Source organism: Curtobacterium sp. Leaf154 (assembly GCF_001424595.1).
Classification (GTDB): Bacteria; Actinomycetota; Actinomycetes; order Actinomycetales; family Microbacteriaceae; genus Curtobacterium; species Curtobacterium poinsettiae.
In genome coordinates, this window is record NZ_LMOS01000004.1 from 127,120 (window position 1) to 152,632 (window position 25,513).

Genomic DNA, 25,513 nt, shown 5'->3' on the forward strand with positions numbered 1-25,513 from the left:
GATCGATCAACCAGAAGGAGACACCATGACCACCGAGACGCTGCTCGTCGAGGGCATGACCTGCGAACACTGCGTGATGAGCGTCACCGAGGAACTCTCCGAGGTGGACGGGGTGACGGGCGTCGACGTCCGACTCGTCCCCGGCGGCTCGTCCGAGGTCACCGTCAGCTCCGCGGCGCCGGTCGATGCGGACGCCCTGCACGCCGCGGTGGCCGAGGCAGGCTACGAGGTCGCGCGCTCGTGACGGACCGCACCGTCGAACTCGACATCACCGGGATGACCTGCGCCTCGTGCGCGAACCGCATCGAGCGAAAGCTCGGCAAGCTGCCCGGCGTCACCGCCACCGTGAACTACGCCACCGAGAAGGCGCAGGTGCAGATCGCGGCCGACGGCACCGCCGACCCCCAGTCGCTGATCGCCGCGGTGGAGTCCGCCGGTTACGGCGCCACGGTGCCGGCACCGCCCGCTGCCGCCGACGCCGAGCCCACGGCCGACCAGGACCGGGCGGAACCGCTGCGACGACGCCTGGTCGTGTCCGCCGTGCTCGCGGTGCCCGTCGTGGTGCTCTCGATGGTGCCGGCCCTGCAGTTCCCGAACTGGCAGTGGCTCGCCCTGACGCTCGCGGCACCCGTCGCGGTCTGGGGAGCGCTCCCGTTCCACCGTGCCGCGTGGGTGAACGCACGCCACGGTGCCGCCACCATGGACACCCTGGTGAGCGTCGGGGTCCTCGCCGCGTTCGGGTGGTCGCTGTACGCCCTGTTCCTCGGGGACGCCGGCACGACCGGCATGCACATGACGTTCTCGTGGTTCGCCACCGACCCCGAGGCCGCCGACCTGTACCTCGAGGTCGCGACCGCCGTGACGGTGTTCATCCTCGCCGGCCGGTACATGGAGGCCCGTGCGAAGACGCAGTCCGGTGCCGCACTCCGGGCGCTGCTCGAACTCGGTGCGAAGGACGCCGCGGTCCTGCGCGACGGTGCCGAACACCGCGTGCCGACCTCGTCCCTCGTCGTCGGCGACGTCGTCGTCGTGCGACCCGGCGAGCGGATCCCGAGCGACGGCCTGGTGCAGGACGGCTCCTCGGCCGTCGACCGCAGCATGCTCACCGGCGAGTCCGTGCCGGTCGAGGTCGGACCGGGCGACCGGGTCACCGGCGCCACGATCAACGTCGGCGGCCGACTCGTCGTCGCCGTCACCCGCATCGGTGCCGACACCGAGCTCGCCCGCATGGGGCGCCTGGTCGAGGACGCCCAGACCGGCAAGGCCGAGGTGCAGCGCCTGGCCGACCGCGTGTCGGGCGTCTTCGTGCCGATCGTCATCGCGCTCGCCGTGTTGGCCTTCGTCGGCTGGCTCGTGCTCGGCGGCTCGGTCACGGCGGCCTTCACCGCCGCCGTCGCCACCCTGATCATCGCGTGCCCGTGCGCCCTCGGGCTCGCCACGCCCACCGCGCTGCTGGTCGGCACCGGTCGGGGCTCGCAGCTCGGGATCCTGATCGGCGGCCCGCAGGTGCTCGAGCGCACGCGCGGCGTCGACACCGTCGTGCTCGACAAGACCGGCACCGTCACCACCGGGTCGATGACCCTGCGGTCCGTGACCGTCGTCGACGAGACCGAGGACGCCGTGCTCCGGCTCGCCGCCGCGGTCGAGGACGGCTCGGAGCACCCCGTCGCCCGCGCCGTGACCACCGCGGCCCGCGCCCGGGCCACCGACCTGCCCGCGGCCGAGCAGTTCACCGCCGCCGCCGGTGCCGGGGTGCAGGCCGTCGTGGACGGTGACGTCGTCCTGGTCGGCACGACCCGCTGGCTCGCCGACGCATGGTCGATCACCCTGCCGCCGGTGCTCGCCGACGCCGTGGACGGCGCCGAGGCCGACGGGGCCACCGCGGTCGTCGTCGCCCGGAACGGCAGCGCCCTGGGCGTGGTCGTCGTCGGCGACACCGTGAAGCCCGAGGCCGCCGACGCGATCACCCGCTTCCGCGCGCTCGGCCTGCGCCCGGTCCTGCTCACCGGCGACAACGACGGCGCAGCACGTGCCGTCGCCGCCCGGGTCGGCATCGACGAGGTGCACGCCCGCGCGACCCCGGCGTCGAAGCTCGAGACCGTCCGCCGGCTGCAGTCCGAGGGCCGGAGCGTCGCGATGGTCGGCGACGGCGTGAACGACGCCGCCGCGCTGGCAGCCGCAGACCTCGGCATCGCGATGGGCGCCGGCACCGACGCGGCCATCGCGGCGAGCGACATCACGGTCGTGAGCGGTCGGCTCACCGTGGTGGCCGACGCCGTCCGGCTGTCCCGCGCGACGCTCGGCGTCATCAAGGGCAACCTGTTCTGGGCGTTCGCGTACAACGTGGCGGCGATCCCGCTCGCGATGGCGGGGCTGCTGAACCCGGTGCTGGCGGGTGCGGCGATGGCGTTCTCGTCGGTCTTCGTCGTGACGAACAGCCTGCGCCTGCGCCGCTTCGCACCGCAGTCGTGAACCCGGCCACAGTCGTGAACCGGGCAGGCCGACCGCAGCCCTGAACCCGGCAAGCCGACCGCGGCGATGAACGCGACCGGCCGGGAGGCGTGACGCGCGCAGCGAACGCGAGCCGCGCCTCCCGTCCGACTGTGCGCACCACCTGCCGGAGCGCACTACGCTCGAAGACGGTCCGCGACGCAGCGCTGCGTGACCCGCGGGCTGTACGTCTCGAACGTGATCCCCAGGAGGACCGAAGTGACCGAATCCGCTCCCGTCGACCCCACATCGACCGAAGGCTGGAAGAAGCTCGACAGCATCGCTGCCGGCTTCACCCCGGACCTGCGAGGGTGGTTCGACAGCGACCCCGGTCGTGCCGAGCAGTACACCTTCCAAGCTGCCGACCTGACCGTCGACCTGTCCAAGGGCCTGGTGACCGACGAGATCCTCGCCGCGCTGCTGCAGGTCGCCAAGGACACCGGCGTCGCCGAGCGCTTCCAGGCGATGCTCGCCGGTGAGCACATCAACGTCACCGAGGACCGCGCCGTGCTGCACACCGCCCTCCGTCGTCCGAAGTCGACCGAGGGCCTCGTGCCGGCCGCGCCGCTGAGCGTCGACGGCCAGGACGTCGACGCCGACGTGCACGCCACGCTCGACAAGGTCTACGGCTTCGCCGAGCAGGTCCGCAGCGGCGCCTGGACCGGTGTCACCGGCAAGCGCATCGAGACCGTCGTCAACATCGGCATCGGTGGCTCCGACCTCGGCCCGGTCATGGTCTACGAGGCGCTCAAGCCCTACGTCCAGCCCGGCCTCGAGGCCCGCTTCGTGTCGAACATCGACCCGGCGGACATCTACGAGAAGACCGCGGACCTGGACCCCGAGACCACGCTCTTCATCGTCGCGTCGAAGACCTTCGGCACGCTCGAGACCCTGACGAACGCGCGCCTCGCCCGCCAGTGGCTGTGGCAGGAGCTCGGCCTGACCGACGCCGCCGACGACGAGAAGAAGAACGCCGTCGCCAAGCACTTCGTCGCCGTCTCCACCGCGCTCGACAAGGTCGAGGCGTTCGGCATCGACCCCGAGAACGCCTTCGGCTTCTGGGACTGGGTGGGCGGCCGCTACTCGGTCGACTCAGCCATCGGCACGAGCGTCGTCATCGCGATCGGCAAGGAGAACTGGGAGCAGTTCCTCGCCGGCTTCCACGCCATCGACGAGCACGTCCGCACCACGCCGCTCGAGCAGAACGTCCCCGTCCTGATGGGCCTGCTCAACGTCTGGTACACGAACTTCCTCGGTGCGCAGAGCCACGCGGTCCTGCCGTACACGCAGTACCTGCACCGCTTCGCCGCGTACCTGCAGCAGCTCACGATGGAGTCGAACGGCAAGCGCGTCCGCTGGGACGGCTCGCCCGTCACCACCGAGACCGGCGAGGTCTTCTGGGGCGAGCCCGGCACGAACGGCCAGCACGCGTTCTACCAGCTCATCCACCAGGGCACCCGCCTGATCCCGGCCGACTTCATCACGGTCGCCAACCCGGCCCGTCCGCTGCAGGACGAGACCGGCGACGGCAAGGGCGTCGCGCCCGGCACCGACGTGCACACGCTGTTCCTGGCGAACTTCTTCGCGCAGACCAAGGCGCTGGCGTTCGGCAAGAGCGCCGACGAGGTCCGCGCCGAGGGCACCACCGACGAAGGAATCGTCGCGGCCCGCACGTTCCCCGGCAACAAGCCGACCACGTCGATCATCGCGCCGGAGCTCACCCCGAGCGTGCTCGGCCAGCTCATCGCCCTGTACGAGCACATCGTGTTCACCGAGGGCACGATCTGGGGCATCGACTCGTTCGACCAGTGGGGTGTGGAGCTCGGCAAGCAGCTGGCGCTGCAGGTCACGCCGGCCGTCGAGGGCGACCAGGCCGCGCTCGACGCGCAGGACCCGTCGACCAAGGCGCTCATCGCGAAGTACCTGGAGCTGCGGAAGTAGCGCACGCCCCCACCTGACGGACGGGAGGCCCGTGGCGGATCCGCCACGGGCCTCCCGTCCGTCGTGTGCGTGCGCTGCGGCCGCGGGCCGGTCGCCGGGCCGGTTTCGCGCTCAGCGACACCTCATGCGCGCGCCGTCCCGTGCGGTGTCGCTCAGTGCGGAACGCGGCTGGTCGCGGTGCCCCGCCACCGCGACGGACGGTCCGCCGGTGTCGGTCGGAGCGGCTACGGTCGAGGGCATGGAGCGTTCGGAGATCCTCGCCGCGGCTGCCGCCGCGCACGCCGCCCGCATCGCAGCGGCGGGTGGTGACGACGCCGCGGCGCGTGAACGGGCCGACAGTGTCCGGCGCCGGGCCGACGGGCTCACCGACCGGTACGACACGGTCGAGGGCACGGACACCGAGTCCGACGCCCGTGACGCCGCCCGCCGTCGTGCGGGAGAGGCGGACCGCGCGGCCTCACGCACCGAGGGCGTGCTGTCCGACTGGCACCGGATGGGCACTCGTCGTGGCGTCACCCCGGACGCGCAGGTCCGCACGGCCTGGACCGTGACCGGGGTCCCCGAGCGGGGTGACGCCCGTGCGCTGGCGAACGTGCTGCTCTCGACCGCGGGGCACGCGGGCCGCGTCGCCGACGCCGCTCGGCGCAACCCCGCCCTGTCCGGCGCCGCCAGTGCGGCCGCTCGACGCACCGTCCGCCGCTACACCGACCACGGTGCGGACATGGCGTCGTTGGGGGACGTCCTCGGCGACGGCCCCGTCGACGACGACCGCTGACGCTGCATCGCAGATTGGACCGCTCCCGTCCTCATCAGGTGTTCTGTGGACCGATCCAAACGACCTGACGACAGAATGTCCAATTGACAGGACATGGAATCGGGTTACGATCGGTCCACGCACTGACGCGCGATCACCGACGAAGGAGTCACCGAATGGTCGACATCAAACCGACAGCCCCGACTGTCGCACTGCCCCCGTTGGGGACCGGGCCGCACCGCCGACGTCTCGGCGTGCTGGCCCTCGTCGCCACGTTCGGCGGGTTGCTCTTCGGGTACGACACCGGCGTCATCAACGGCGCCCTGAACCCGATGAAGGCGGAGCTCGGCCTCACCAACTTCACCGAGGGTGTCGTCACGAGCTCGCTGCTGTTCGGCGCCGCGATCGGTGCCATGCTCGGCGGCCGCATCGCCGACGGCTGGGGTCGCCGCAAGACGATCATCCTGCTCGCCGTCACGTTCTTCGTCGGCACGCTGATCTGCGTGTTCGCGCCGACGTTCGAGGTCATCGTCATCGGTCGTGTGCTCCTCGGCCTCGCGGTCGGTGGCGCGTCGACTGTGGTGCCCGTCTTCCTCGCCGAACTCGCCCCGTACGAGATCCGCGGATCCCTGTCCGGCCGCAACGAGCTGATGATCGTCATCGGCCAGCTCGCGGCGTTCGTGGTCAACGCGGTCATCGGCAGCGTGTGGGGTGAGGGCAACGGGGTGTGGCGCGTCATGCTGGCCGTCTGCGCGCTCCCCGCGATCGCCCTCTTCGTCGGCATGCTCCGGGTGCCGGAGTCGCCGCGCTGGCTCGCGTCGAAGAACCGTTACGACGAAGCACTCTCCGTCCTCGAGCAGGTGCGGACCACCGACCGTGCCCGTGCCGAGCTCGACGACATCAAGCGGAGCAACGACATCGAGGCGAAGGTCGAGCGCGTCAGCGGGTGGCAGACGCTGCGCGGGAACAAGTGGCTCATCCGCATCGTGCTCATCGGCGCCGGACTCGGCGTCGCGCAGCAGCTCACCGGCATCAACTCGATCATGTACTACGGCCAGACCGTGCTCATCGAGTCCGGGTTCCAGGCATCGGCAGCCCTCATCGCGAACATCGCACCCGGTGTGATCGCCGTGGTCGGTGGCGTCATCGCCCTGTACAACATGGAGAAGATCAACCGCCGGACGACGCTGATCCTCGGGTTCACGCTGACGACGACCTGCCACTTCCTGATCGGCATCGCGTCGGTCGCACTGCCCGAGGGCAACCCCGCTCGTCCGTGGGTGATCCTGTTCCTGGTCGTCGCGTTCGTCGGCTCGATGCAGACCTTCCTCAACATCGCCGTGTGGGTCGTCCTGTCCGAGATCTTCCCGACCCAGATCCGTGCGCTCGGCATGGGCATCTCGGTGTTCTGCCTCTGGATCGCGAACGCGTTCCTCGGGCTGTACTTCCCGACCATCGTCGCCGCGACCGGCATCACCGGGACGTTCTTCGGCTTCGGGATCGTCGGGCTCCTCGCCCTGCTCTTCATCTGGAAGTTCGTGCCGGAGAGCCGCGGCCGCACCCTGGAAGAGGTCGAAGAGGGCGTCACCACCGGCAACATCTTCACCGTCCCCGTGAAGGCGTCGCGCCGCTAGGCCGCACCACGCTGCACCGAGTGCGCAGAAGACGTCGGGTCGCCCCAGGGCACCCGGCGTCTTCTGCTCATTCGGTGTGCGACGAAGCACGCAGACGGACGGGAGGCCCGGTGCCAGCTGGCACCGGGCCTCCCGTCCTGTGGTCGCGTTACGGGCGCAGGAGCACCTTGCCGACGCGGCCGGCGGTGTCGCTGGCGCGCACGGCGTCGCGGACCTGCTCGAAGGCGAAGGTGTCGGCGACGGGGAGCGTCAGCGAGCCGTCGAGCACGCGGGTGATGAGCTCACCGAAGAGCTGGCCCTTCGTCTCGGCGGGCATCGTCTTGCTGACGACGGAACCCCAGAAGCCCTTCACGGTGAGCTGGCCGAAGATGACCTTGCCCGACGGGATCTCGAGCGTCGGCGACGCCATCGCGCCGAAGACGACGAGGGTGGCGTTCTCGCCCAGCACTGAGGCGATGTCGCCGGCGGCCTTGCCACCGACGGACTCGACACCGGCGATGATCGGGGCGCCGCCGGTGATCGCGGCGACCTGGTCCTGCCAGTCGTCGGCGTCGGTGGCGACGATGCGCTCGATGCCCTGCTCACGGAGCTCGTCGACACCGGCGGCGCGACGGACGAGTCCGATGACGTTGATGCCGCGTGCGGCACCGAGCTGGGCGACCATGCGACCGACCGCACCGTTGGCGGCGTTCTGGATGATCCAGTCGCCCTCGTGCAGGTCGAGCGAGTGCAGCAGGCTGATGGCGCTGAACGGCATCGAGACGAGCTGCGCGGCGGCCTCGTCGGTCATCGCGTCCGGCACCGGCACGAGGCCTGCGGCGTTCGCGGTGTAGTACTCGGCCCAGACGCCGAAGGCACCACCGGCGACGCGCTGGCCGACCTGCAGGTTCGTGACGCCCTCGCCGAGCGCCTCGACGACGCCGAGTGCCTCGGTGCCCGAGGCGGCGGGCAGCTCCGGCTTGAAGCCGTAGGTGCCGCGGACGGTCCACAGGTCGTGGTTGTGGATGGGGGAGAGGACCGTGCGGACGAGGACCTCGCCGGCGGCGGGCGTCGGGACGGGGCGCTCCTGCACCTCGAGGACGTCGGCGGGCTCGGCGAACGTCTCGTGGACGACGGCGCGCATGGTGGTGGGAGTGGTGGTGCTCATGGGTCAGTCCTCCGAGACGACGATGGTGACGTCGATGTTGCCGCGGGTCGCGTTCGAGTAGGGGCAGACCTGGTGGGCTGCGTCGGCGAGTGCCTGGGCCTGGTCGTGCTCCAGGCCGGGGATGACGACCTCGAGCATGACGGCGAGCTGGTAGCCACCGTTGCCGTTCGGGCCGATCTGCACGCGACCGCCGACGGACGAGTCGGTGATCTTCACCTTCTGGCTGCGGGCGACGCCCTGCAGTGCGGAGTGGAAGCAGGCGGCGTAGCCGGCTGCGAAGAGCTGCTCGGGGTTCGCGCCGTTGCCGGAGCCACCCATCTCCTTCGGGATGGCGAGGTCGAACTCGACCGTGCCGTCGCTCGTGGCGACGTGGCCGTTGCGGCCTTCGCCGGTGGCCAGGGCCTCGGCGGTGTAGAGGGCTTCCATGGGGTTCCTTCCTTGTGGGGCGGATCGTGCAGTTCGGGGTGTGCGGCGTGCTCTCGCGCTCAGTGACAGTTCACGGGCACACGTGGCAGTGAGGTGTCGCTCAGCGCGAAACGGCGCCGCCGTCGGCGTCAGCGGCGTCTCGCTCGGGATCGGCCGCCGTGTGCATCGTCTCGGTCAGCCGGTGCAGCGTCGCGATGAGCTCGGCAGCGGCACGTTCGTCGGCCAGGCCCATCCCGGCAGCGATGCGTGCGGGGATGCCGCTCAGCTCGGACCGCAGTTCGCGGCCGCGCTCACCGACGGTGACGGTGACGACGCGCTCGTCGGTGCTGCGGCGCTCGCGACGGACCAGGTCGCTCTGCTCCATGCGGCGGAGCAGCGGCGAGAGGGTGCCGGAGTCGAGCTGCAGGTGTTCCCCGAGGCTCGAGACGGTCTGGTCGCCCTCGACCCACAGGGTGACGAGCACCAGGTACTGCGGGTACGTCAGGCCCCAGGGTTCGAGCATCGTGCGGTACGCCTGCGTGGTGGCGCGGGACGCCGCGTAGAGGGAGAAGCACACCATCTCGTCGGTCACGGGCATGTGTCCACACTGTCACGCAACCCAGTTGTGCACAACTCGATGCAGCGGATGCCCAGCTGACGAACACGCCGACGGCCCGTGCGGTTAGGCTGACGTGACCCACGATGACCAGCTGCGACCTCGACAACACCACGACCCCCGGCAACGGATCGGCGTCGTCCCACGGCAAGACGATCCTGATCGGTGAGCACGCCGTGGTGTACGGCGCACCCGCTCTCGTCCTGCCGGTGCTCGACGCGCGGGTCGTGGCGACGGTCACCCCGGTCGCCGCCGACGCCGAGCAGCCCGGTCACAGCCTGCAGTCCACCGTGCACACCGGCCCCCTCGACCTGGCCCCCGCTGCCGTGATGCCGACCGTCACCGCGGTCACCGCGACCCTGCGGCACTTCGGGGTCACCGACCGGCACTTCCACGTCCGGGTCGACAGCGAGGTCCCGACCGCCCGCGGCATGGGCTCGAGCGCGGCGGTCGCCGCGGCCGTGACCGCCGCCGTCGCCGACGCGCTGGGCGAGACACTCGACGTCGAGACCCACCACGAACTCATCCAGGAGTGCGAGCGCGTCGCCCACGGGCGTCCGTCGGGCCTCGACGCCCGGGGCGTCGTCGCGTCCGCGCCGGTCTGGTTCGAGGCCGGGCACATCGAACCCGTCGCGCTCGGCGCCCGGTTCACCTTCGTCGTCGCAGACACCGGCGTCCCCGGGCACACCAGGGAAGCCGTGTCCGCGGTCCGAGCACGCCACGACCAGGACCCGGCCGGTGTCGGCGCCGTGATCGACCGGATCGGCGCGCTCGCCCGGCGGGCACGGGGGACACTCGAGGACGGCGATGCCCAGGCTCTGGGTGTCACCATGGACGCCGCGCACGACCTGCTCAGCACACTCGACGTGTCGAGTGACGACCTGGACCGGCTCGTCGACGCCGCACGCGCTGCGGACGCCCTCGGCGCGAAGCTCACCGGCGGCGGGCGGGGCGGGTGCGTCCTCGCGCTCGCCGCGGACGACGACCACGCGGACCGCATCGCGGCCGCACTCCGCGCTGCAGGGGCCGCAGCCACCTGGACCACCACGATCGGAGCCCGCGCTTGCTGACAGCCACCGCCGTCGCGCACCCCAACATCGCCCTCGTCAAGTACTGGGGGAAGGCAGACGCGCAGCTCGCGCTGCCCGCCACGGGCAGCGTCTCGATGGGGCTCGACGTGTTCCCGACGACGACCACCGTCACGGTGGACGGCGGACGGGAGGCGCTGGGCGCACGGGGAGACACGTTCACGCTGAACGGTCACGTCGTCGACGACGGGGCGCTGGTGCGCGTGCAGCAGTTCCTCGACCTGGTGCGGGAGCTCGCCGGCAGCGACGCCCGCGCGTCAGTCGTCTCCGAGAACACCGTGCCGACCGGTGCCGGGCTGGCCTCGAGCGCCTCCGGCTTCGCAGCGCTGGCCACCGCGGCCGCCGCGGCGTACGGCCTCGACCTGTCGCCGCGCGACCTGTCGCGTCTGGCCCGTCGTGGTTCGGGTTCGGCCACGCGCTCGATCCCCGGCGGTGTCGCCGTCTGGCACGCCGGCGACGACCAGGGCTCCTTCGCCGAGCCGATCCCCGCTCCGCCGATGGCCATGGTCGTCGTCACGATCGACGCCGGCCCGAAGCCGATCGGGTCGCGCGAGGCCATGCGTCGCACCATCGCCACGTCGCCCTTCTACCCCGCCTGGGTCACCTCGACCACCGAGACCGTCGGTGACATGCTCACGGCCTGTGCCGCCGGCGACTTCACCCGCATCGGCGAGATCACCGAGAGCAACGCGCTCCGGATGCACGCCACGATCGAGGGCGCGTTCCCGCCGATCCGCTACCTCAACGCCCGCAGCGTCGCCGTGTTCGACGCCGTCGCCGAGCTGCGTGCCGGCGGGGTCGAGGCCTACGCCACGGCCGACGCCGGCCCGAACGTCGTCGTGCTCACGAAGCCGCAGGACCGGTCGGCCGTCGCCGGGGCGCTCGCGTCGCTGGGTGACGTCATCGAGTCCGGCACCGGACCTGCCGCGCGGGTGCTCCGCTCCGAAGAGACCGGGAGCAATCCCGACCAGAAGGAGTCCGCGCAGTGATCGAGTTCCGTGCACACGGCAAGCTGTTCGTCGCCGGCGAGTACGCCGTCGTCGAGCCGGGCCAGCCGTCCGTCCTGATCGCCCTCGACCGCGCCATCACGGCGAAGGTGCGCGAGGGCCACGGCGCGGGCAGTGTGCACTCCGAGGAGTACGGGCACCTGCCGCTCACGTGGACCCGTGCCGAGGACGGCCTGGCGCTCGACCGTGAGCACCACCCCTACGACTACGTGATGGCCACGATCGACCTGGTCGAGAAGCTCCGCGCCGAGCGCGGCATCGCCCCGCGGTTCCACGACCTGCGCATCGAGAGCCAGCTCGACGACGCCAGCGGCCGGAAGTTCGGACTCGGGTCCTCGGCCGCGGTGACCGTCGCGACCGTCGGTGCCCTCGACCGCTTCTACGGCATCGGTCTGACGCAGCGCCAGCGCTTCCAGGTCGCCCTGCTCGCGACGATCCGGGTCAACCCCCGGGCCTCGGGCGGTGACCTCGCCGCGAGCACGTTCGGCGGGTGGCTGCGCTACAGCGCCCCGGACCGCGAGCGGCTCGCCGCCATGCTCGGGGACCACGCGGTGTCCGCGATCCTGGCCGACGCGGACGCGTGGCAGGGCTTCGACGTCCAGCGGCTCCCCGCCCCCGAGAACCTGCAGCTGCTCGTCGGCTGGACCGGCTCGCCCGCGTCCACCACGAAGCTCGTCGACGTGGTGCGTCGGCACCGCAACGGCGGGTACCAGGCGTTCCTCGACGAGAGCCGCAGCTGTGTCGACGACCTGACCACGGGCCTCCAGACCGGCGACGCCGAGCGCACGCTCGATGCCCTCAAGCGTGCACGCGTGCTCATGCAGCGTCTCGGTGACTCGGTCGGGTCGCAGATCGAGACCGAGCGGCTCGCGACCCTGTGCGACGTCGTCGAGGCGGCTGGCGGGGCGGCGAAGCCGTCCGGTGCCGGCGGCGGCGACTGCGGCATCGCGCTCGTCCCGGCGGACACCGACCCCGCCGGCATCCACCGCGCCTGGGAGGCGCACGACATCAGACACCTCAGCGTCGCGGTGCGAGCACCAGAAGGAGCCCTCGATGAGTGACCTGCTCACACCGATCCCCACCAAGTGGGTCGGCCCGATCCGCGTCAGCGGCAACGCCGTGCAGGGGGAGCACGAGGTCCCCCTTGCCACCTACGAGTCGCCGCTCTGGCCGTCCGTCGGCCGCGGTGCCCGCATCTCGCGCATGGTCGAGGACGGCATCGTCGCGACCGTCGTCGACGAGCGGATGACCCGATCCGTCGTGGTCCGTGCCGACAGCGCCGCCGCCGCCCACGTCGCCGCCGGGCAGATCCTGGCGCGCCAGGACGAGCTCGCCGCGATCGTCGCCGGCCAGAGCCGGTTCGCCAAGCTCATCGAGGTGCACCCGGAGATCGTCGGGGACCTGCTGTTCCTGCGCTTCGCGTTCACCACGGGCGACGCCTCCGGCCACAACATGGTCACCCAGGCCGCGGACAAGCTGCTGCCGGCGATCCTGGACTGGCAGCCGGGCCTGCGGTACGTGTCGGTGTCGGGCAACTTCTGCACCGACAAGAAGGCCACCGCGGTGAACGGCATCCGCGGCCGCGGCCGCAACACCATCGCCGAGATCGTGATCCCGGGCGAGGTCGTCGAGAAGCGCCTGCGGTCGAGCACCGCACGCATCGTCGAGCTCAACATCGCGAAGAACCTGATCGGGTCGACGATCGCCGGCGCCATCCGCTCGGCGAACGCGCACTACGCCAACATGCTGCTCGGCTTCTACCTGGCCACGGGCCAGGACGCCGCCAACATCGTCGAGGGCTCGCAGGGCATCACGAGCGCCGAGGACCGCGACGGCGACCTGTACTTCGCGACCTCGCTGCCGCACCTGATCGTCGGCACGGTCGGCAACGGCAAGGGCGGCGACCTGCCCGTCGTCGAGGACGCCCTGGTGCGCCTCGGCTGCCGCGACGACCGCGAGCCGGGGGCGAACGCCCGCCGCCTCGCCGGTCTCTGCGCCGCCACGGTGCTGTGCGGGGAGCTCTCGCTCCTCGCCGCGCAGACCAACCCGGGCGAGCTGATGGCCGCCCACGTCGCCATGGAACGCCGTGGCACGAAGCCCGCAGGCGGTGCAGCATGAGCGGCGTCGGCATCCACGACATCGCGATCGCGACCGGGCACCACGTGCTCGAGCTCGACGACCTGGCCGAGCGGCTCGGCGTCGACCCGGCGAAGTACCACGTCGGCATCGGGCAGGACGCCTTCAGCGTGCCCGCGCCCGACGAGGACATCGTCACGATGGGCGCCGCGGCCGCCAAGGAGCTCATCGACCGGCACGGCGTCGACGGCATCCGCACGGTGCTGTTCGCCACCGAGTCCGGCGTCGACCAGTCCAAGGCCGCCGGCGTCTACGTGCACGGTCTGCTCGGGTTGCCGAAGGCCGTCCGCGTGGTCGAGCTGAAGCAGGCCTGCTACGGCGGGATGGCCGCGGTGCAGCTCGCGCTCGGCATCGTCGCCCGCGCCCCGCACGAGCGGGTGCTCGTCATCGCCGCCGACGTCGCGCGCTACGACGTCGACACCGCCGCCGAGCCGACCCAGGGTGCCGGTGCCGCCGCGATCCTGGTGTCCGCCGACCCCGACCTGATCGAGATCGAGCCGGCCGCCGGCGTCTACACCGCCGACGTCGACGACTTCTGGCGGCCGAACGACCGCTCCACCGCGCTGGTCGACGGACGGCTGTCCGTCAGCGCCTACGTCGACGCGTTCGTCGGCGCGTGGGACGACCTCGCCGAGCAGGGCGGGCCGGCGTACGAGGACATCGTGCGCTTCGTCCACCACCAGCCGTTCACGAAGATGGCGCTCAAGGCGCACCGGAAGCTCACGCAGCACGTGGGCGTGCCGTTCGACGAGTCGGAGCTGTTCGTCGGGTTCACGTACAACAAGCAGACCGGCAACACGTACACGGCGTCGCTCTGGATCGGGCTCGCCGCACTGCTCGACCTCGACGAGCACCTGGCGGGGGAGCGCATCGCCCTGTTCAGCTACGGCTCGGGCAGCGTCGGCGAGCTCATCACCGGTGTCGTCCGGCCCGACTACCGCGAGCACCGCCGGGTCGGTCGGGTGCGCGCGCTGCTCGGCGCACGCGTCCCGCTGACGGTCGACGCGTACCGCGAGCTGCACGCAGCCGGCGCCGCCACCAGCGAGGACGTCGAGCGTCCGCGCGTCACGACCGCGCCGTTCCGGTTCGCGGGTGTGCGCGGTGGCGCGCGCCACTACGAGGCGACGACGCAGCAGGCGTAGCCGGCGTAGCCGGCGTCGCCGGGCTGCTCCCGCCCCGCGGACCCGGCGCACGTGCCGGCACCTGTCGCTTCCGCGGACCGGACTGGAGGCCCGTGGCGGCGCCGCCACGGGCCTCCAGTCCGTCCACCGGTCACGCCGGCGGTCTCGTGCACGAGGGCGAGGTGCCGGTAGTCTTGCCGCGGAGATCGGAGGGTCGATGGCGGAGCAGCTGGGCGCGTCCGGCGCCGTCCGTGCCCTCGTCGCCACCCTGCCCCGCGCACCGCACCTGTCCGACGTCGTCACCGGCGTCGGCACGATGGTCGGCAAACCCACTCGCGTCGTCGACGTCGACGGTCCGAGCTGGGGGCCGCTCACGGCGCTCGTGTCGCAGTTCGAGCACGAGAACCTGGTGCTCGTGCCCGCCGGGGCGTCGCCGCTCTACCGCATGCACTGCGTGCTGCACGAGCTCGGGCACCTGGTGCACGGCGACGTCGGCACGCCGACCGCGTCGTCCGTCGCCGAGTTCGCCGCCGGGGGCCACGTGTGCCGTCGTGCGCTCGACGCCGACTCGGGGCTCGTGAGCATCTCGGACGACGACGAGCACTTCGCCGAGCGGTTCGCGTACGAACTCGCGACCGTCCTGCTCGCCGGTGCCACGGGCGCGGACGAGCGGGCCTACGGCTGATGGCAGCACTGCACGCCGCAGCCTTCTGGTTCGCGGCGCTGATCTTCCTCGCCCGCACGCCGTACGTGCTGCGGAACCCGCGCGGCCGGGCGGCCTGGGGTGCCACGGGTGTCGGCGCACTCGGGCTCCTGACCCTGGGCAGCGTCGTGCCGCAGACCGTGCTCGACGGCGCACTGGGCGGCTCGAACCTGATCAACCTGGTGCAGAACGTCTGCGCGACCGTGGCGTTCTGGCTGATGCTGCGGGCGAGCACCGACGACCTGCCGGAACGCCCGATGCTGGCGAAGCCGGTGGCGCTGCTCGTCGTGGTCGTGGCGTTCACCGTGCCGTTCCTGCTGGTCGAGGAGCGCGGCGGTACCGACTTCGACTTCATCGTGCACGGGATCGCACAGACGCCGATGTGGTTCTACGCGACCGTCTACATGGTGAGCGTGGGGCTGATCGCCGCGACGACCCTGCGGCGTGGCGTGCTGCAGAACCCGGTGGCGCTCGTGGTGTTCCGCGTCGGGCTGGCCCTGGTGGTCCTGGCGAGCGTCGACGAGGTCGCCTCGCTGACGGCGGACCACTTCGGGGTGTTCCCAGCCGGGGTCCGTGACGGACTGCGTCTGGCCTTCGACCCGCCGTTCTACCTGGGCATCGTGTTGATCGTCGTCGCGATGGCCTCGTTGACGTTCCGGCGGTGGGGGCGTGACCTGCGGCACCGCGGGCACCACCGCCACCTGCGCCGCATCGTGCGCCGGCACGAGGTGCGCGCGGTCGAGCGGCCGGGCGACCCGCAGGCCCGGACTTACGACCTGGTCATCGCGATCCGCGACGCCGAGGTGCAGGGACGGACCCTTGACGATGCCGAGCTCGCCCAGGTGCGGGCGGCGGAACGGACCCTGACCCGGAGCCTCGGAGGATGACGGCGTGACGATCGTGTGGTGGGTGCTCGGTGCGCTCGTGGTGCTGGCGGTGGCGGCGCTGCTCGTCCTGCTCGTGGTGCGGAAGGTCGTCGGACGGATCGTGCTGCCCGGGGGCGACCGCTGGACCCCCGTGCTCGGGTCCGACGCCGACTCCGTCCGGCTGCCGATCACCGACGACACCGTGCGCCCGGGGGAGTACGGCCTGTGGCACGACGGCCCGGGCCACACCACCGTCGGGCCGGTGCTCGAGATCGACGAAGCCGCCGGGTCGGTGCGGCGGGCCGTGGTGCGGACGACCGGCGCGGTGTCGTCGCGGGTGCGGTGGAGTGGGCACGTGCACCCGGACCCGGCGGCGATGGAGGTCGACTGGTCCGAGGTGTCGCTTCCGACGCCGGTGGGGCCGGCACCGGCGTGGGTGGTGCGGCCGGGCCCCGACGGCGCGGCCGACGGCCGTGCGGGAACGGACGGCACCGCCGACGGCGTTGCCGACCGCGATGCCGCCCGGACCTGGGCGGTCCACGTCCACGGGATCCGGACGACCCGGGTCACCGCGCTCCGGACCGTCCCCGCGGCGCTCGAGCTCGGCTGGACGTCGATCGTCCCGTCGTTCCGTGGCGACGGCGAGGCCCCGTGGGAAGGCCGGGCCTCGCACCTCGGTGCCCGCGAGTGGGCGGACGTCGAAGCGGCGCTCGACCACGCCGTCGCGAACGGCGCCGAACAGCTCGTCCTGGTCGGCTGGTCGATGGGGGCGACGATCACGCACGAGCTCCTCGCCCGCTCGGCGCACCGCGACCGCCTGGCCGGGATCGTGCTCGTCGCCCCCGCGCTGGACTGGTCGGTGGCGGTCCGGTCACAGGCCCGCCGTGCTGGTCTCCCCGGCATCGTCGTCTCGGCCGCCCTCGGTGCGATGGCGACCCCGGTCATCTGCCGGCTGGTCGGGCTGCGGGAAGCCGTCGACGTCCGGGCCCTCTCCTGGTTGCGCGCACCCCGGGCGTTGCCACCGACCCTGCTCATCCACTCCGCCGGCGACACGACGGTGCCGTTCTCGGCCAGCCAGGAGTTCGCCGAGGCACACCCGGGCACGGTGACGCTGGCGGTCAGCGAACCGGCCGAACACGCGTGGGAGCGCAACGTCGACGCCGTCTGGTTCGACCGGACGATCACGACCTGGGCGTCGAACCTCGCGCACACCGCGGCACAGGAGTAGAAGGAGCCATGGGTCAGCTCATCTACGGCGGGCAACCGCTCGACCTGCGGATCGACGACCGCGCGCTCACACACCTGCAGATCGTCATCGTCAACATGCTCCGGCGCGACCACCGTTTCGCGTTCTCGTGGAAGGACGACGTCATCCACGGCAACGGTCGCAGCACGATCTGGTTGCATCCGAGCGTCAGCCTGCACTTCAAGTTCACGGGGAGCCGGGTGCCGTCGATCAACCGCAGCTGGCTCGAGGACCTCTACGCATCGGCCACGTCGGGGTCCGGGCTCGTGCTGACACCGGAGCCGACGGACACCAGCACGGCCGACGACTCGGCGTGGTCACGTGCCGTCGCACCCGGGGACGCGGACGACGCCTCGAGCACTCCGAGCGGTACCACAACACGCTGATCTGGGTCAACGGGTTCCGGTCAGTCCGTCCGACCCGTACGCTTTCTGTACCGCGGTACAGAGTCGTCCCCCGCACCGGAATCCAGGGATCCGGTGTTGACCTGTCCCGCGGCAGGAGGGGGACCCGAATTGACCGTGACGCACTGCGAGTCCGGCACCGACCAACCATCGGTGCTCTGGGCGAGCGAGCGAGGTGAGTCCCGGATCAGGGGATTCGCCGCTCATGCGACCGGCGCCGTGCGCCGGGACCGCCGCGTCACGGTGCTGGGCTCGCCGATCGGTCTCGACCGACCGGCGCTCCTCCGGGATCGCCCCGGCCATCGGATTCGGGTTCCGTGGCCGGGGCGGTCTCTCCGCTCGCCTCAGTAGACGTCGCGCACGTACCGCTTCGCGCGACGCATGTCGGCCAGGTACGCCTGCGCGTCGTCCTCGTCGCGCCCGCGGCCGGTGCGGATGACCTGCAGCAGCGCGGCCTCGACGTCCTTCGCCATGCGTGAGGCGTCGCCGCACACGTACACGTGGCCGCCGTCCTCGAGCCAGGCGAACAGCTCCGCCGACCGTTCGAGCATCCGGGTCTGCACGTAGACCTTCTCGGCCTGGTCGCGCGAGAACGCCAGGTCGAGGCGGTCCAGCACGCCCTGTTCCTGCAGCTCGGCGAGCTCGTCCTGGTACACGAAGTCGGTGTCCCGGTGCTGGTCGCCGAAGAACAGCCAGTTGCGCCCGGTCGCACCGGACACCGCACGCTCGTGCAGGAACCCGCGGAACGGCGCGACCCCGGTGCCCGGTCCGATCATGATCATCGGCGCCGACTCGTCCGCCGGTACCCCGAACGACGCGTTCGGCTGCAGGTACACGTCGACGGTGCCGTCCGGGTCGACCCGGTCGGCCAGGAACGTCGACGCGACGCCGGCGTACATCCGGTGCGGGTCGCCGTAGCGCACCGACGCGATGGTCAGGTGGATGCGATCCGGGTGCGCCAGCGGGCTCGACGAGATCGAGTACTGGCGCGCCTGCAGCGGCCGGAGGTTCGGCAGCAGCTCGTCGAGTCCGGGGGCAGCCGACCCGGCGTCGCGGAGCAGGTCGAGGACGTCACGTCCCCACAGCCAGCGGTCCAGCTCGTGCTTGTCGCCGTGCGCCACGACGGCTGCGAGCTCGCTCGACGGCGCGCGCTGCACCAGGTCAGCGATGAGGTCCTTCGAGGGCGTCCGGATCTCGCGGTCGGTCCGCAGGACCTCGCTGATCGGCCGGCCGTCGAACGCCTCGCCGCCGTTCGCGCCGACCTGCTCGAGCAGGTCCGCCACGAAGACCTCGTCGTTCACCGGCACCACCGCCAGGGCGTCACCGGCCGCGTACTCGATCCCCGAGTCGCCGAGGTCGAACTCGTAGTGCCGGATCTCCTTCGCGCTGCGCGGCGAGGAGAGCAGCCGGTTCTCGACCAGGCGCGACGGGTACGGGTTGCGCTTGTTCCACTGCGACCCCGGCCGGGAGGCACGGCTCGCGCCCGCCCCGCCGGTCGCGGCTGCACCGTCGCCGGTGCCACCGCCAGTGGCAGCGTCGGGTGCAGCCGTCGCGCCGGTCTCGGCGGCCAGGCGGTCGAGGACCGCAGCGGTCCACAGTGCGGCCGCGTCCTCGAAGTCGACGTCGCAGTCCACGCGGTCGTGGACCCGCGTCGCGCCGAGCTGCTCGAAGCGGGTGTCGAGGAGCTTGCCGGCCTGGCAGAACTCGTCGTAGCTCGTGTCACCGAGCCCGAGGACGGCGTACTGCAGCCCCTCGAGCCGCGGCACCGTGCTGGCCTGGATCGCGTCCCAGAACAGGCCGGCGTTGTCGGGCATCTCGCCCTCGCCGTAGGTCGAGGTGACGACGAGCACGTGCGACATCTCGGCGAGCTGCTCGGGCGTGACGGCGTCGAGCGCGCTGGAACGGCCACCGAGCCCGCGGGCCCTTGCGCCGGCGACGAGCTCGTCGGCCAGGAACTCGGCGTTGCCGGTCTGGGTGCCGAAGAGCACGTCGATCGTCGTCGTGGGCGCGCTGGCCGCGACCTTCTTGCCGGCGGCGGCGATGCCCGCGATGAACCCGGCGAGCCAGGACTCCTGGGCGGCGGAGAACGGTGCGTCGACGGGGATCAGCGACCCGGTCGGGGGGAGCAGGCTCAAGCGGTCACCGCCTCGGTCGGCGCCTGCGGTGCACGGCGCGCGATGTCCTCGAGCGCCGCGGTCGCGAGCAGCTCGTCGAAGCGTGCCTCGCGGACGCGGCCGTCGTTCTGGGCGTTCTGGTGCATGATCCACCCCGCGGTGCCCGGCGCGTCCATGCTGCGGTTGTTCCGCTGGGTGAGCGCGCGCTTGTAGTCGTCGAGCCGCTTGATCGCGATCAGGGTCGCGAGCTGGTCGTCGGCGAACCGGTCGAGCGTGCCGCGCAGGTACTTCACGACGCGCTGCTTGACGGAGAAGTCCTCGGTGAGCACGAGGTTCTTGACGGCCTCGGCGACCCGCGGGTCGGCGGCAACGAACGCGCCGGGGACGCGCTCGAGGGCGACGTCCTGGGCGACCCCGAGCACGGTGTACGACGACAGCAGCGAGAACATGTCCTCGCCCTGGTCGCCGAGCGCCGGGGCACGGCCGTCGAGCACCGTGCGCTGGTCGCGGTAGTCGAGCTTGAACGCGCGGAGCTTGTCGGTGGCGATCGAGGTCGCGAGCTCGTCGAGGAGCTCCGGCCGGGTCGCCGCCGCCAGGATCTCGCCGGCGTCCTGCGTGAGCAGCAGGGCGCGGGGCATGCCGACGAACACGTGCGCGCGCGCGGTGTCCCACTCGGCGAGCAGCCGCTCGGCCAGGGCCGAACCGGTCGCCTCGAGGTGCCACTCGAGCAGCAGGCGGGCGGCGGCCTCGTGGAACGCACCGCGCCCGGTGTCGGTGACGGGGAACACCAGGAGCGAGTCGGTGCTGGCACGCTCGGCGACCTGGCCGGACGGGTCGTACTGGTACAGGAACCCGCCGGACATGCCGTTGCCGAGGCCCTTGCCGAACGCGCCGAGGTTGAACACGGCACCGCCGGTCATGTACTCGCAGCCGAAGTCGCCGAGGCCCTCGACGACGGCGGTCGCGCCGGAGTTGCGGACGGCGAACCGGTCGCCGGCCTCGCCCTCGACGAAGGTGCGGCCGCCGGTGGCCCCGAAGAGCGCGAAGTTGCCGACCAGCACGTTGCCGCCCTGTTCGGCACTGCCGCCACCGGGGGCACGGACGATGATCCGTCCGCCGCTCTGGCTCTTGCCGACGCCGTCGTTCGCGGTGCCGGTGTGCTCGAGCACGACGCCGTCGTTGTTGAAGACGCCGTAGGACTGCCCGGCTGATCCCTGCGTGCGGATCGTGACCGCGCCGTCCACCAGCCGGCGGCGTCCGCGGTCGTCCGTCGTCACGGCGGGCAGGCCCTGTACGTCCTCGGCGCGGAGCTCGTGGTTGAGCAGGCGCTCGAGGTCGATGCCGAGCTGGCCGCCGACCGACTTGTCGCTGTTGCCGAGCAGGACGCCGTGCACGAGCACGTGCTCCTGCGCGTGGTCGATGAGGGCGGTGCGGACGCGCTCGAACAGGGCGTCGTCGGTGTGGAAGTCCTTCTCCAGGTACTCCGGGTCGGTGACGACCTTCTCGGGCACCTGGGCGAGCAGGGCGCGGGCGTCGAGCCGGCCCACGCTCGCCGGGTGGTCGAGGAGCTGCAGCAGGTCGGTCCGGCCGCGGGCCTCGCGCAGGGAGCGCAGGCCGAGCCGGGCCAGGATCTGCCGCACGTCGTGGGCGATGTTGAGCAGGTACTGCGCGAGCGCGCGGGGGTCGCCCTCGAACGCCTCGGCGTTCGTGGTCAGGCCCGCCGGGCACTTCACGTTGCAGTTCTTCGCCATCACGCAGCCGAGCATCATGAGCGCGGTCGTGCCGAACTCGAAGCTGTCACCGCCGAGCAGGGCGCTGGTGACGACGTCGCTGCCGGTCTGGTGCGCACCCGAGCAGCGGAGCGTGACCTTCTGGCGCAGGCCGTTCGCGACCAGGGCCTGGTGCACCTCGGCCACGCCGATCTCCGCGGAGCGGCCGGCGTACTTCAGGCTCGTGACGGCCGCGGCCCCGGTGCCGCCGGTGTTGCCCGCGACGTTGATCACGTCGGCGCCGGCCTTCGCGACACCGACCGCGATGGTGCCGATGCCCTCGGACGAGACGAGCTTCACGATCACCCGGACGCGGGCGGCCTTGCAGTCGTGGATGAGCTGCGCGAGGTCCTCGATCGAGTACGTGTCGTGGTGCGGCGGCGGCGAGATCAGCTCGACGCCGGGCGTGCCCCCACGGGCCGCGGCGATGTCCACCGTGACCTTGGGTGCGGGCAGCTGGCCACCCTCGCCGGGCTTCGCACCCTGGCCGATCTTGATCTCGAGCTCCTCGAGCATGGGGTCGGCGAGGTAGCCGGCCCAGATGCCGAACCGGCCCGAGGCGAACTGCTTGATGCGCGAGCCGCGGATGGTGCCGTAGCGGGAGTGGTGCTCGCCGCCCTCACCGCTGTTCGACATGCCGCCGACCATGTTCGTGCCGTGCGCGACGGCCTCGTGGGCGGTGGCGACGAGCGCGCCGTGGCTCATCGCGCCGGACGCCAGGGTCCGGGTGATCTCGTGGGCCGGCTGCACCTCGTCGAGCTCGACGCTCGCCGGGGCGCTCTGCAGCAGCGCGAGCAGCGCGACGGCCGCACCGGTGGCGCGGAGCGTCACCTGGGTGTCGTCGACGGCGTCGACGTCGATCTGCCCCGGGTGGAGCAACGCGAGGCCGTCTGCCAGGGCTGTGTGGCGCAGTGCACCCGTGGTCCCCGTCGACGTGAGCTCCAGGCGGAACCGCTCCGTTCCTCCAGGCAGGTCCTGGTCGTCCGACGGACGCGAGCCGGAGAGCCCGCGCACGGTGACGCTGGCGTTGCCGCTCGTCGAGAAACGACCGAGCTCGCGCGCGAAGTCCTCGGCCGTGTCGATGCCCGTGACGTCCGCGGGCAGGGCGAGCACGTCGCGGAGCGCGGCGGGGCGGCGGGACCGCTCGTCGTGCGTGGTCTGCAGGAACGTGACGTAGCCCGGCGTGATGCGGTGCGCGTCGATCTCGGCCTCGCTGAGGCGGTCGTACCCGGTGTTCCGGTACGCGGCGTCGGTGATGCCGAACGAGTCGTCGAGCTGGCGGAGCGTGAGCAGCCGCAGCGCGTCCGAGTCGCCGGAGCGCTCGAAGGCCGGGCGCTCCTCGGTCATGCCGCCGAACCCGCGGACGCTCGCGACGCCGAACGAGTGGCCGGCGCCGTCGGAGCGTTCCTTGAACAGGCCGAGGAGCGGGACCTGACCCTCGGACGCCACCGAACGGGCACGCTCGTGCCAGTCCGTCGCCGCCTGGGCGATGCGCACGAAGCCGACGCCGCCGACCGGGGCCTGCATGTGCGGGAAGACCCGTGCGAGCACGTCGTCGCCGGTGTCGAGGTAGTTCGGCTCGAAGAACTCGCCGCCGATGTAGCTCTCGGCGGTGCACAGGCCGACGCGGCCCATGGTCTTCGCCAGGGCCTTCTCGGCGGCCTTGCGGAACTGCTTGAGTGCCAGGTCGGTCGCGGTCAGCTCACCGGCGGGTGCGGGCGCGGCGGGGTACTTCTCCTCCGCACGCAGCCGTGCGCTCAAGCTGTACACAGCGGCGGCACCGAAGCCGAGCGCGGTCGCGACGTGGTGTGACGATGGCAGCTGACCGCTCTCCGCGACGACGGACACCCGCAGGCGCAGACCGGTCTCGATGAGTCGCTGGTTGACGGCCGCCACGGCCAGGATCACGGGGAGGGGCGCATGGGTCGACGACACCTCGCGGTCGGTCACGACCGCGATCCCACCACCACGCGACGCGAACGCCTCGATCGCGTCGCACAGGGCGTCCAGTGCGCCGCGCATCGCGTCGGCGTTCGCCTGCTCGTCGGCGGGCACCGGCACGTAGAGCATGTCGAAGCGCTCGAGCGGCACGATGTCCTGGTCACGCAGCCGCACCATGTCCAGGTGCCCCAGGATCGGCGACTGCACGACGAGCTGCCGGCCCGTTGTGCCGGTGCCGTCCGGCTTGGCGCCGAGTGCGACGCGCATCGACATGCCGTCGGCTTCGCGGATCGAGTCGAGCGGCGGGTTCGTCACCTGGGCGAAGCGCTGCGAGAAGTACTTCGCCATGCCGCCCTCGGTGTCGCTCAGGGCGTTGATCGCGTTGCCGTAGCCCATCGCCGAGATGCGCTCCGACCCGTTCTGCAGCATCGGGTCGAGCATGAACCGGAAGCTCTCCTGGTTCAGCGAGTACGCGACGTACCGGCCCGCGAGCGACAGGTCGCCGTCGTAGCCCAGGGTGTTCCTGGTGCGCTCGTAGGCCGGCGCGGGCAGGTCGTCCAGGTTCACACGGGCCGCGTCGAGCAGGGTGCCGTAGTCACGGCGGGCCGCGAGCATGCGCAGCACCTCGCCGGTGCGCATGCGGGATCCGGTGCGGTGGTCGACGACGAGCATGCCGCCGGCCTCGATGCGGCCGCGGTGCACGACCTCGTCGGCGGCGAACTCGACCTGGCCCGCCTCGGACGACACCATCAGGTACTCGGCCGTCTCGACGGTGCGCAGCGGGCGCAGGCCCAGACGGTCCAACCGGGCACCGACGACGTCGCCGTCGCTGAAGATCACGGCCGCGGGGCCGTCGTTCTTCTCCTCGTACAGCGAGAAGTACTCGAGCATGTCCCGGACGTCGGGGGTCAGGGTGCGGTCGTTCTCCCACGCCGGGGGCATGAGCGAGACGACGGCCTCGACGATCTCGAGCCCGTCGTCGAACACACGGCTCTGCAGGGTCTGGTCGAGCCGGCTCGAGTCCGACTGCCCGGGCGGACGCACGATGCTCCGGGTGCGGGCACGCGCGAGCGCCTCGTCCGACAGCCGGTTCTTCCGGTCGGTGTTCAGCTCGCCGTTGTGCGCCATCAGGCGGAACGGCTGCGCCATCGTCGGGTGCGGCTCGGTGTTCGTCGAGAACCGGGTGTGGAAGTACAGCGTCCGCACCGAATGCCGGGGGTCACGCAGGTCGGTGAAGTACCCGATCACCTCGCCGGAGTTCAGCCGGCCCTTCAGGATCTGGGTCCGGGCGCTGAGTGACAGCGGGTACAGGGCGGCGTGCTCGGCACGCTCGGCGGCGGCCTGAGCGTAGGACACGGCCTCGATGGCGAGCAGGGCACGGTTCGCGGCGGCGTCGACCTCGGTGCGGTCCCAGTCGGACGGCGCACGGAAGACCCACTGCACGATCGGCAGCTGGTACTGCTCGGCCTCGGGACGCGCGACCGAGTGGTCCACCGGGACGTCACGGACCAGCAGCAGCTCGAAGCCCTCGGCCGCGATGGCGTCCGAGACCGTCTGCTGGGCCCGGGTGCGCTCGTCGGCGCCGTCCGCTCCGGTGCCACTCGGCACGAAGCAGTTCGCGACGCCGAAGTGCCCGGCGCGCAGCTGCTCGCCCGTGATGGCGCTGAAGAACTCCACCGACAGGTCGATGCTGACGCCCGCGCCGTCACCGACACCCTCGGCGGACTTGCCGCCGCGGTGCGGGATGGAGCACAGCGCTTCGTCGCCCTTGCGGATGACGTCGTGGCTCGGCGTCCCGTCGAGACGGGTGATGAAACCGACGCCGCAATCGCTCGATTCGCGGGCAGGGTCGTAGAGACCGAAGGGTGTGGGGTTCACGTGCGGGTCCAGTGGGGCGTTGCCGGCAGCGGACGGCGCGGGCTGCATCGATGGAGCGCTCGCCGCGGGCAGACCGATGGTGGCAGTCGGGCCCTGTGGGGTGGTGGTGCGGTAGGGCGATGCTACGGCTTGGTATACCGACCGTGCAACACGGGTGGTCCGGGCGTGTGACGGGGTCGCACCGTGTGGGTCTGTTCGGCTGGTGCGAGGTTGCACGCTCGGTGCGAGTTCGTAGCGCTGCACGGAGCGTGCA

Annotated in this window: 19 protein-coding genes; 14 read left to right on the plus strand and 5 right to left on the minus strand. The window is 71.8% G+C overall.

Translation table 11 applies throughout. The features are described 5' to 3' along the window. Positions 1–25: 25 nt before the first annotated feature. From ASF75_RS07130 to ASF75_RS07150, 5 genes are all read left to right on the plus strand, one after another. A complete protein-coding gene (locus tag ASF75_RS07130; protein WP_017885416.1) occupies positions 26–244 on the plus strand; it encodes a heavy-metal-associated domain-containing protein in 219 nt (72 codons plus the stop codon). After that, positions 241–2,472, plus strand: coding sequence for a heavy metal translocating P-type ATPase (locus ASF75_RS07135; RefSeq protein ID WP_056070067.1), 2,232 nt, complete (start codon positions 241–243; stop codon positions 2,470–2,472). The genes ASF75_RS07130 and ASF75_RS07135 overlap by 4 nt, the downstream gene beginning before the upstream one ends. 237 nt (positions 2,473–2,709) lie before the next feature. Next, positions 2,710–4,431 carry a glucose-6-phosphate isomerase gene (gene pgi / locus ASF75_RS07140; protein WP_056070071.1) on the plus strand — a complete coding sequence of 574 codons (1,722 nt, stop codon included), beginning with the start codon at positions 2,710–2,712 and terminating at the stop codon, positions 4,429–4,431. 238 nt (positions 4,432–4,669) lie between these two features. Then, positions 4,670–5,206, plus strand: coding sequence for a hypothetical protein (locus ASF75_RS07145; RefSeq protein ID WP_139179692.1), 537 nt, complete (start codon positions 4,670–4,672; stop codon positions 5,204–5,206). 155 nt (positions 5,207–5,361) lie between these two features. Beyond that, on the plus strand, positions 5,362–6,819 hold the full coding sequence (locus tag ASF75_RS07150) for a sugar porter family MFS transporter (RefSeq protein ID WP_017885420.1): 1,458 nt from the start codon (positions 5,362–5,364) through the stop codon (positions 6,817–6,819). Between the two features lie 148 nt (positions 6,820–6,967). Here the strand turns inward: ASF75_RS07150 and ASF75_RS07155 are convergent, their stop codons facing one another. The 3 genes from ASF75_RS07155 to ASF75_RS07165 all read right to left on the minus strand — a co-directional run bounded on the left by ASF75_RS07155 (position 6,968) and on the right by ASF75_RS07165 (position 8,969). After that, positions 6,968–7,942: a zinc-binding dehydrogenase gene (locus tag ASF75_RS07155; RefSeq protein WP_056070996.1), complete on the minus strand. Its 975-nt coding sequence runs from the start codon at positions 7,940–7,942 to the stop codon at positions 6,968–6,970. A 27-nt stretch (positions 7,943–7,969) separates the two neighbouring features. Continuing rightward, positions 7,970–8,392, minus strand: a complete 423-nt coding sequence (locus ASF75_RS07160; protein WP_017885422.1) for an organic hydroperoxide resistance protein — start codon at positions 8,390–8,392, stop codon at positions 7,970–7,972. 100 nt (positions 8,393–8,492) lie between these two features. Continuing rightward, positions 8,493–8,969, minus strand: coding sequence for a MarR family winged helix-turn-helix transcriptional regulator (locus ASF75_RS07165; protein WP_200942679.1), 477 nt, complete (start codon positions 8,967–8,969; stop codon positions 8,493–8,495). Between the two features lie 104 nt (positions 8,970–9,073). Between ASF75_RS07165 and mvk the strand changes: the two genes are divergently transcribed. The 9 genes from mvk (at position 9,074) to ASF75_RS07210 (ending at position 17,540) form a co-directional block, all read left to right on the plus strand. Beyond that, positions 9,074–10,057 carry a mevalonate kinase gene (gene mvk / locus ASF75_RS07170; protein ID WP_056070075.1) on the plus strand — a complete coding sequence of 328 codons (984 nt, stop codon included), beginning with the start codon at positions 9,074–9,076 and terminating at the stop codon, positions 10,055–10,057. Then, a complete protein-coding gene (gene mvaD / locus ASF75_RS07175) occupies positions 10,051–11,064 on the plus strand; it encodes a diphosphomevalonate decarboxylase (protein WP_042539906.1) in 1,014 nt (337 codons plus the stop codon). The genes mvk and mvaD overlap by 7 nt, the downstream gene beginning before the upstream one ends. Further along, positions 11,061–12,143 carry a phosphomevalonate kinase gene (locus ASF75_RS07180; RefSeq protein WP_042539904.1) on the plus strand — a complete coding sequence of 361 codons (1,083 nt, stop codon included), beginning with the start codon at positions 11,061–11,063 and terminating at the stop codon, positions 12,141–12,143. The genes mvaD and ASF75_RS07180 overlap by 4 nt, the downstream gene beginning before the upstream one ends. Then, complete coding sequence (locus ASF75_RS07185) at positions 12,136–13,200, plus strand: hypothetical protein (protein WP_017885427.1); 1,065 nt, start codon at positions 12,136–12,138, stop codon at positions 13,198–13,200. Before ASF75_RS07180 ends, ASF75_RS07185 begins: the two co-directional genes overlap by 8 nt. Next, positions 13,197–14,360: a hydroxymethylglutaryl-CoA synthase gene (locus ASF75_RS07190; RefSeq protein ID WP_056070078.1), complete on the plus strand. Its 1,164-nt coding sequence runs from the start codon at positions 13,197–13,199 to the stop codon at positions 14,358–14,360. The genes ASF75_RS07185 and ASF75_RS07190 overlap by 4 nt, the downstream gene beginning before the upstream one ends. A gap of 196 nt (positions 14,361–14,556) precedes the next feature. Then, a complete protein-coding gene (locus tag ASF75_RS07195) occupies positions 14,557–15,024 on the plus strand; it encodes a hypothetical protein (RefSeq protein WP_056070081.1) in 468 nt (155 codons plus the stop codon). After that, positions 15,024–15,929: a hypothetical protein gene (locus tag ASF75_RS07200; protein WP_042539900.1), complete on the plus strand. Its 906-nt coding sequence runs from the start codon at positions 15,024–15,026 to the stop codon at positions 15,927–15,929. Before ASF75_RS07195 ends, ASF75_RS07200 begins: the two co-directional genes overlap by 1 nt. A gap of 4 nt (positions 15,930–15,933) precedes the next feature. Beyond that, positions 15,934–17,136 carry an alpha/beta hydrolase family protein gene (locus tag ASF75_RS07205; RefSeq protein ID WP_056070090.1) on the plus strand — a complete coding sequence of 401 codons (1,203 nt, stop codon included), beginning with the start codon at positions 15,934–15,936 and terminating at the stop codon, positions 17,134–17,136. 8 nt (positions 17,137–17,144) lie between these two features. After that, positions 17,145–17,540 (plus strand): hypothetical protein, encoded by a 396-nt coding sequence (locus tag ASF75_RS07210; RefSeq protein WP_042539899.1) that lies wholly within the window; start codon positions 17,145–17,147, stop codon positions 17,538–17,540. Between the two features lie 362 nt (positions 17,541–17,902). Here the strand turns inward: ASF75_RS07210 and ASF75_RS07215 are convergent, their stop codons facing one another. Further along, positions 17,903–19,693, minus strand: a complete 1,791-nt coding sequence (locus ASF75_RS07215) for a sulfite reductase subunit alpha (protein WP_056070095.1) — start codon at positions 19,691–19,693, stop codon at positions 17,903–17,905. After that, a complete protein-coding gene (locus ASF75_RS07220; protein ID WP_056070099.1) occupies positions 19,690–25,260 on the minus strand; it encodes a glutamate synthase-related protein in 5,571 nt (1,856 codons plus the stop codon). Before ASF75_RS07220 ends, ASF75_RS07215 begins: the two co-directional genes overlap by 4 nt. Positions 25,261–25,513: the final 253 nt, after the last annotated feature.

Coding starts and splice junctions, on each gene's coding strand:
- ASF75_RS07130 (WP_017885416.1), top strand. CDS start 26: ATGACCACCGAGACGCTGCTCGTCGAGGGCATGACCTGCGAACACTGC.
- ASF75_RS07145 (WP_139179692.1), top strand. CDS start 4,670: ATGGAGCGTTCGGAGATCCTCGCCGCGGCTGCCGCCGCGCACGCCGCC.
- ASF75_RS07150 (WP_017885420.1), top strand. CDS start 5,362: ATGGTCGACATCAAACCGACAGCCCCGACTGTCGCACTGCCCCCGTTG.
- ASF75_RS07155 (WP_056070996.1), bottom strand. CDS start 7,942: ATGCGCGCCGTCGTCCACGAGACGTTCGCCGAGCCCGCCGACGTCCTC.
- ASF75_RS07160 (WP_017885422.1), bottom strand. CDS start 8,392: ATGGAAGCCCTCTACACCGCCGAGGCCCTGGCCACCGGCGAAGGCCGC.
- ASF75_RS07165 (WP_200942679.1), bottom strand. CDS start 8,969: ATGCCCGTGACCGACGAGATGGTGTGCTTCTCCCTCTACGCGGCGTCC.
- mvk (WP_056070075.1), top strand. CDS start 9,074: ATGACCAGCTGCGACCTCGACAACACCACGACCCCCGGCAACGGATCG.
- ASF75_RS07185 (WP_017885427.1), top strand. CDS start 12,136: ATGAGTGACCTGCTCACACCGATCCCCACCAAGTGGGTCGGCCCGATC.
- ASF75_RS07190 (WP_056070078.1), top strand. CDS start 13,197: ATGAGCGGCGTCGGCATCCACGACATCGCGATCGCGACCGGGCACCAC.
- ASF75_RS07195 (WP_056070081.1), top strand. CDS start 14,557: ATGGCGGAGCAGCTGGGCGCGTCCGGCGCCGTCCGTGCCCTCGTCGCC.
- ASF75_RS07200 (WP_042539900.1), top strand. CDS start 15,024: ATGGCAGCACTGCACGCCGCAGCCTTCTGGTTCGCGGCGCTGATCTTC.
- ASF75_RS07210 (WP_042539899.1), top strand. CDS start 17,145: ATGGGTCAGCTCATCTACGGCGGGCAACCGCTCGACCTGCGGATCGAC.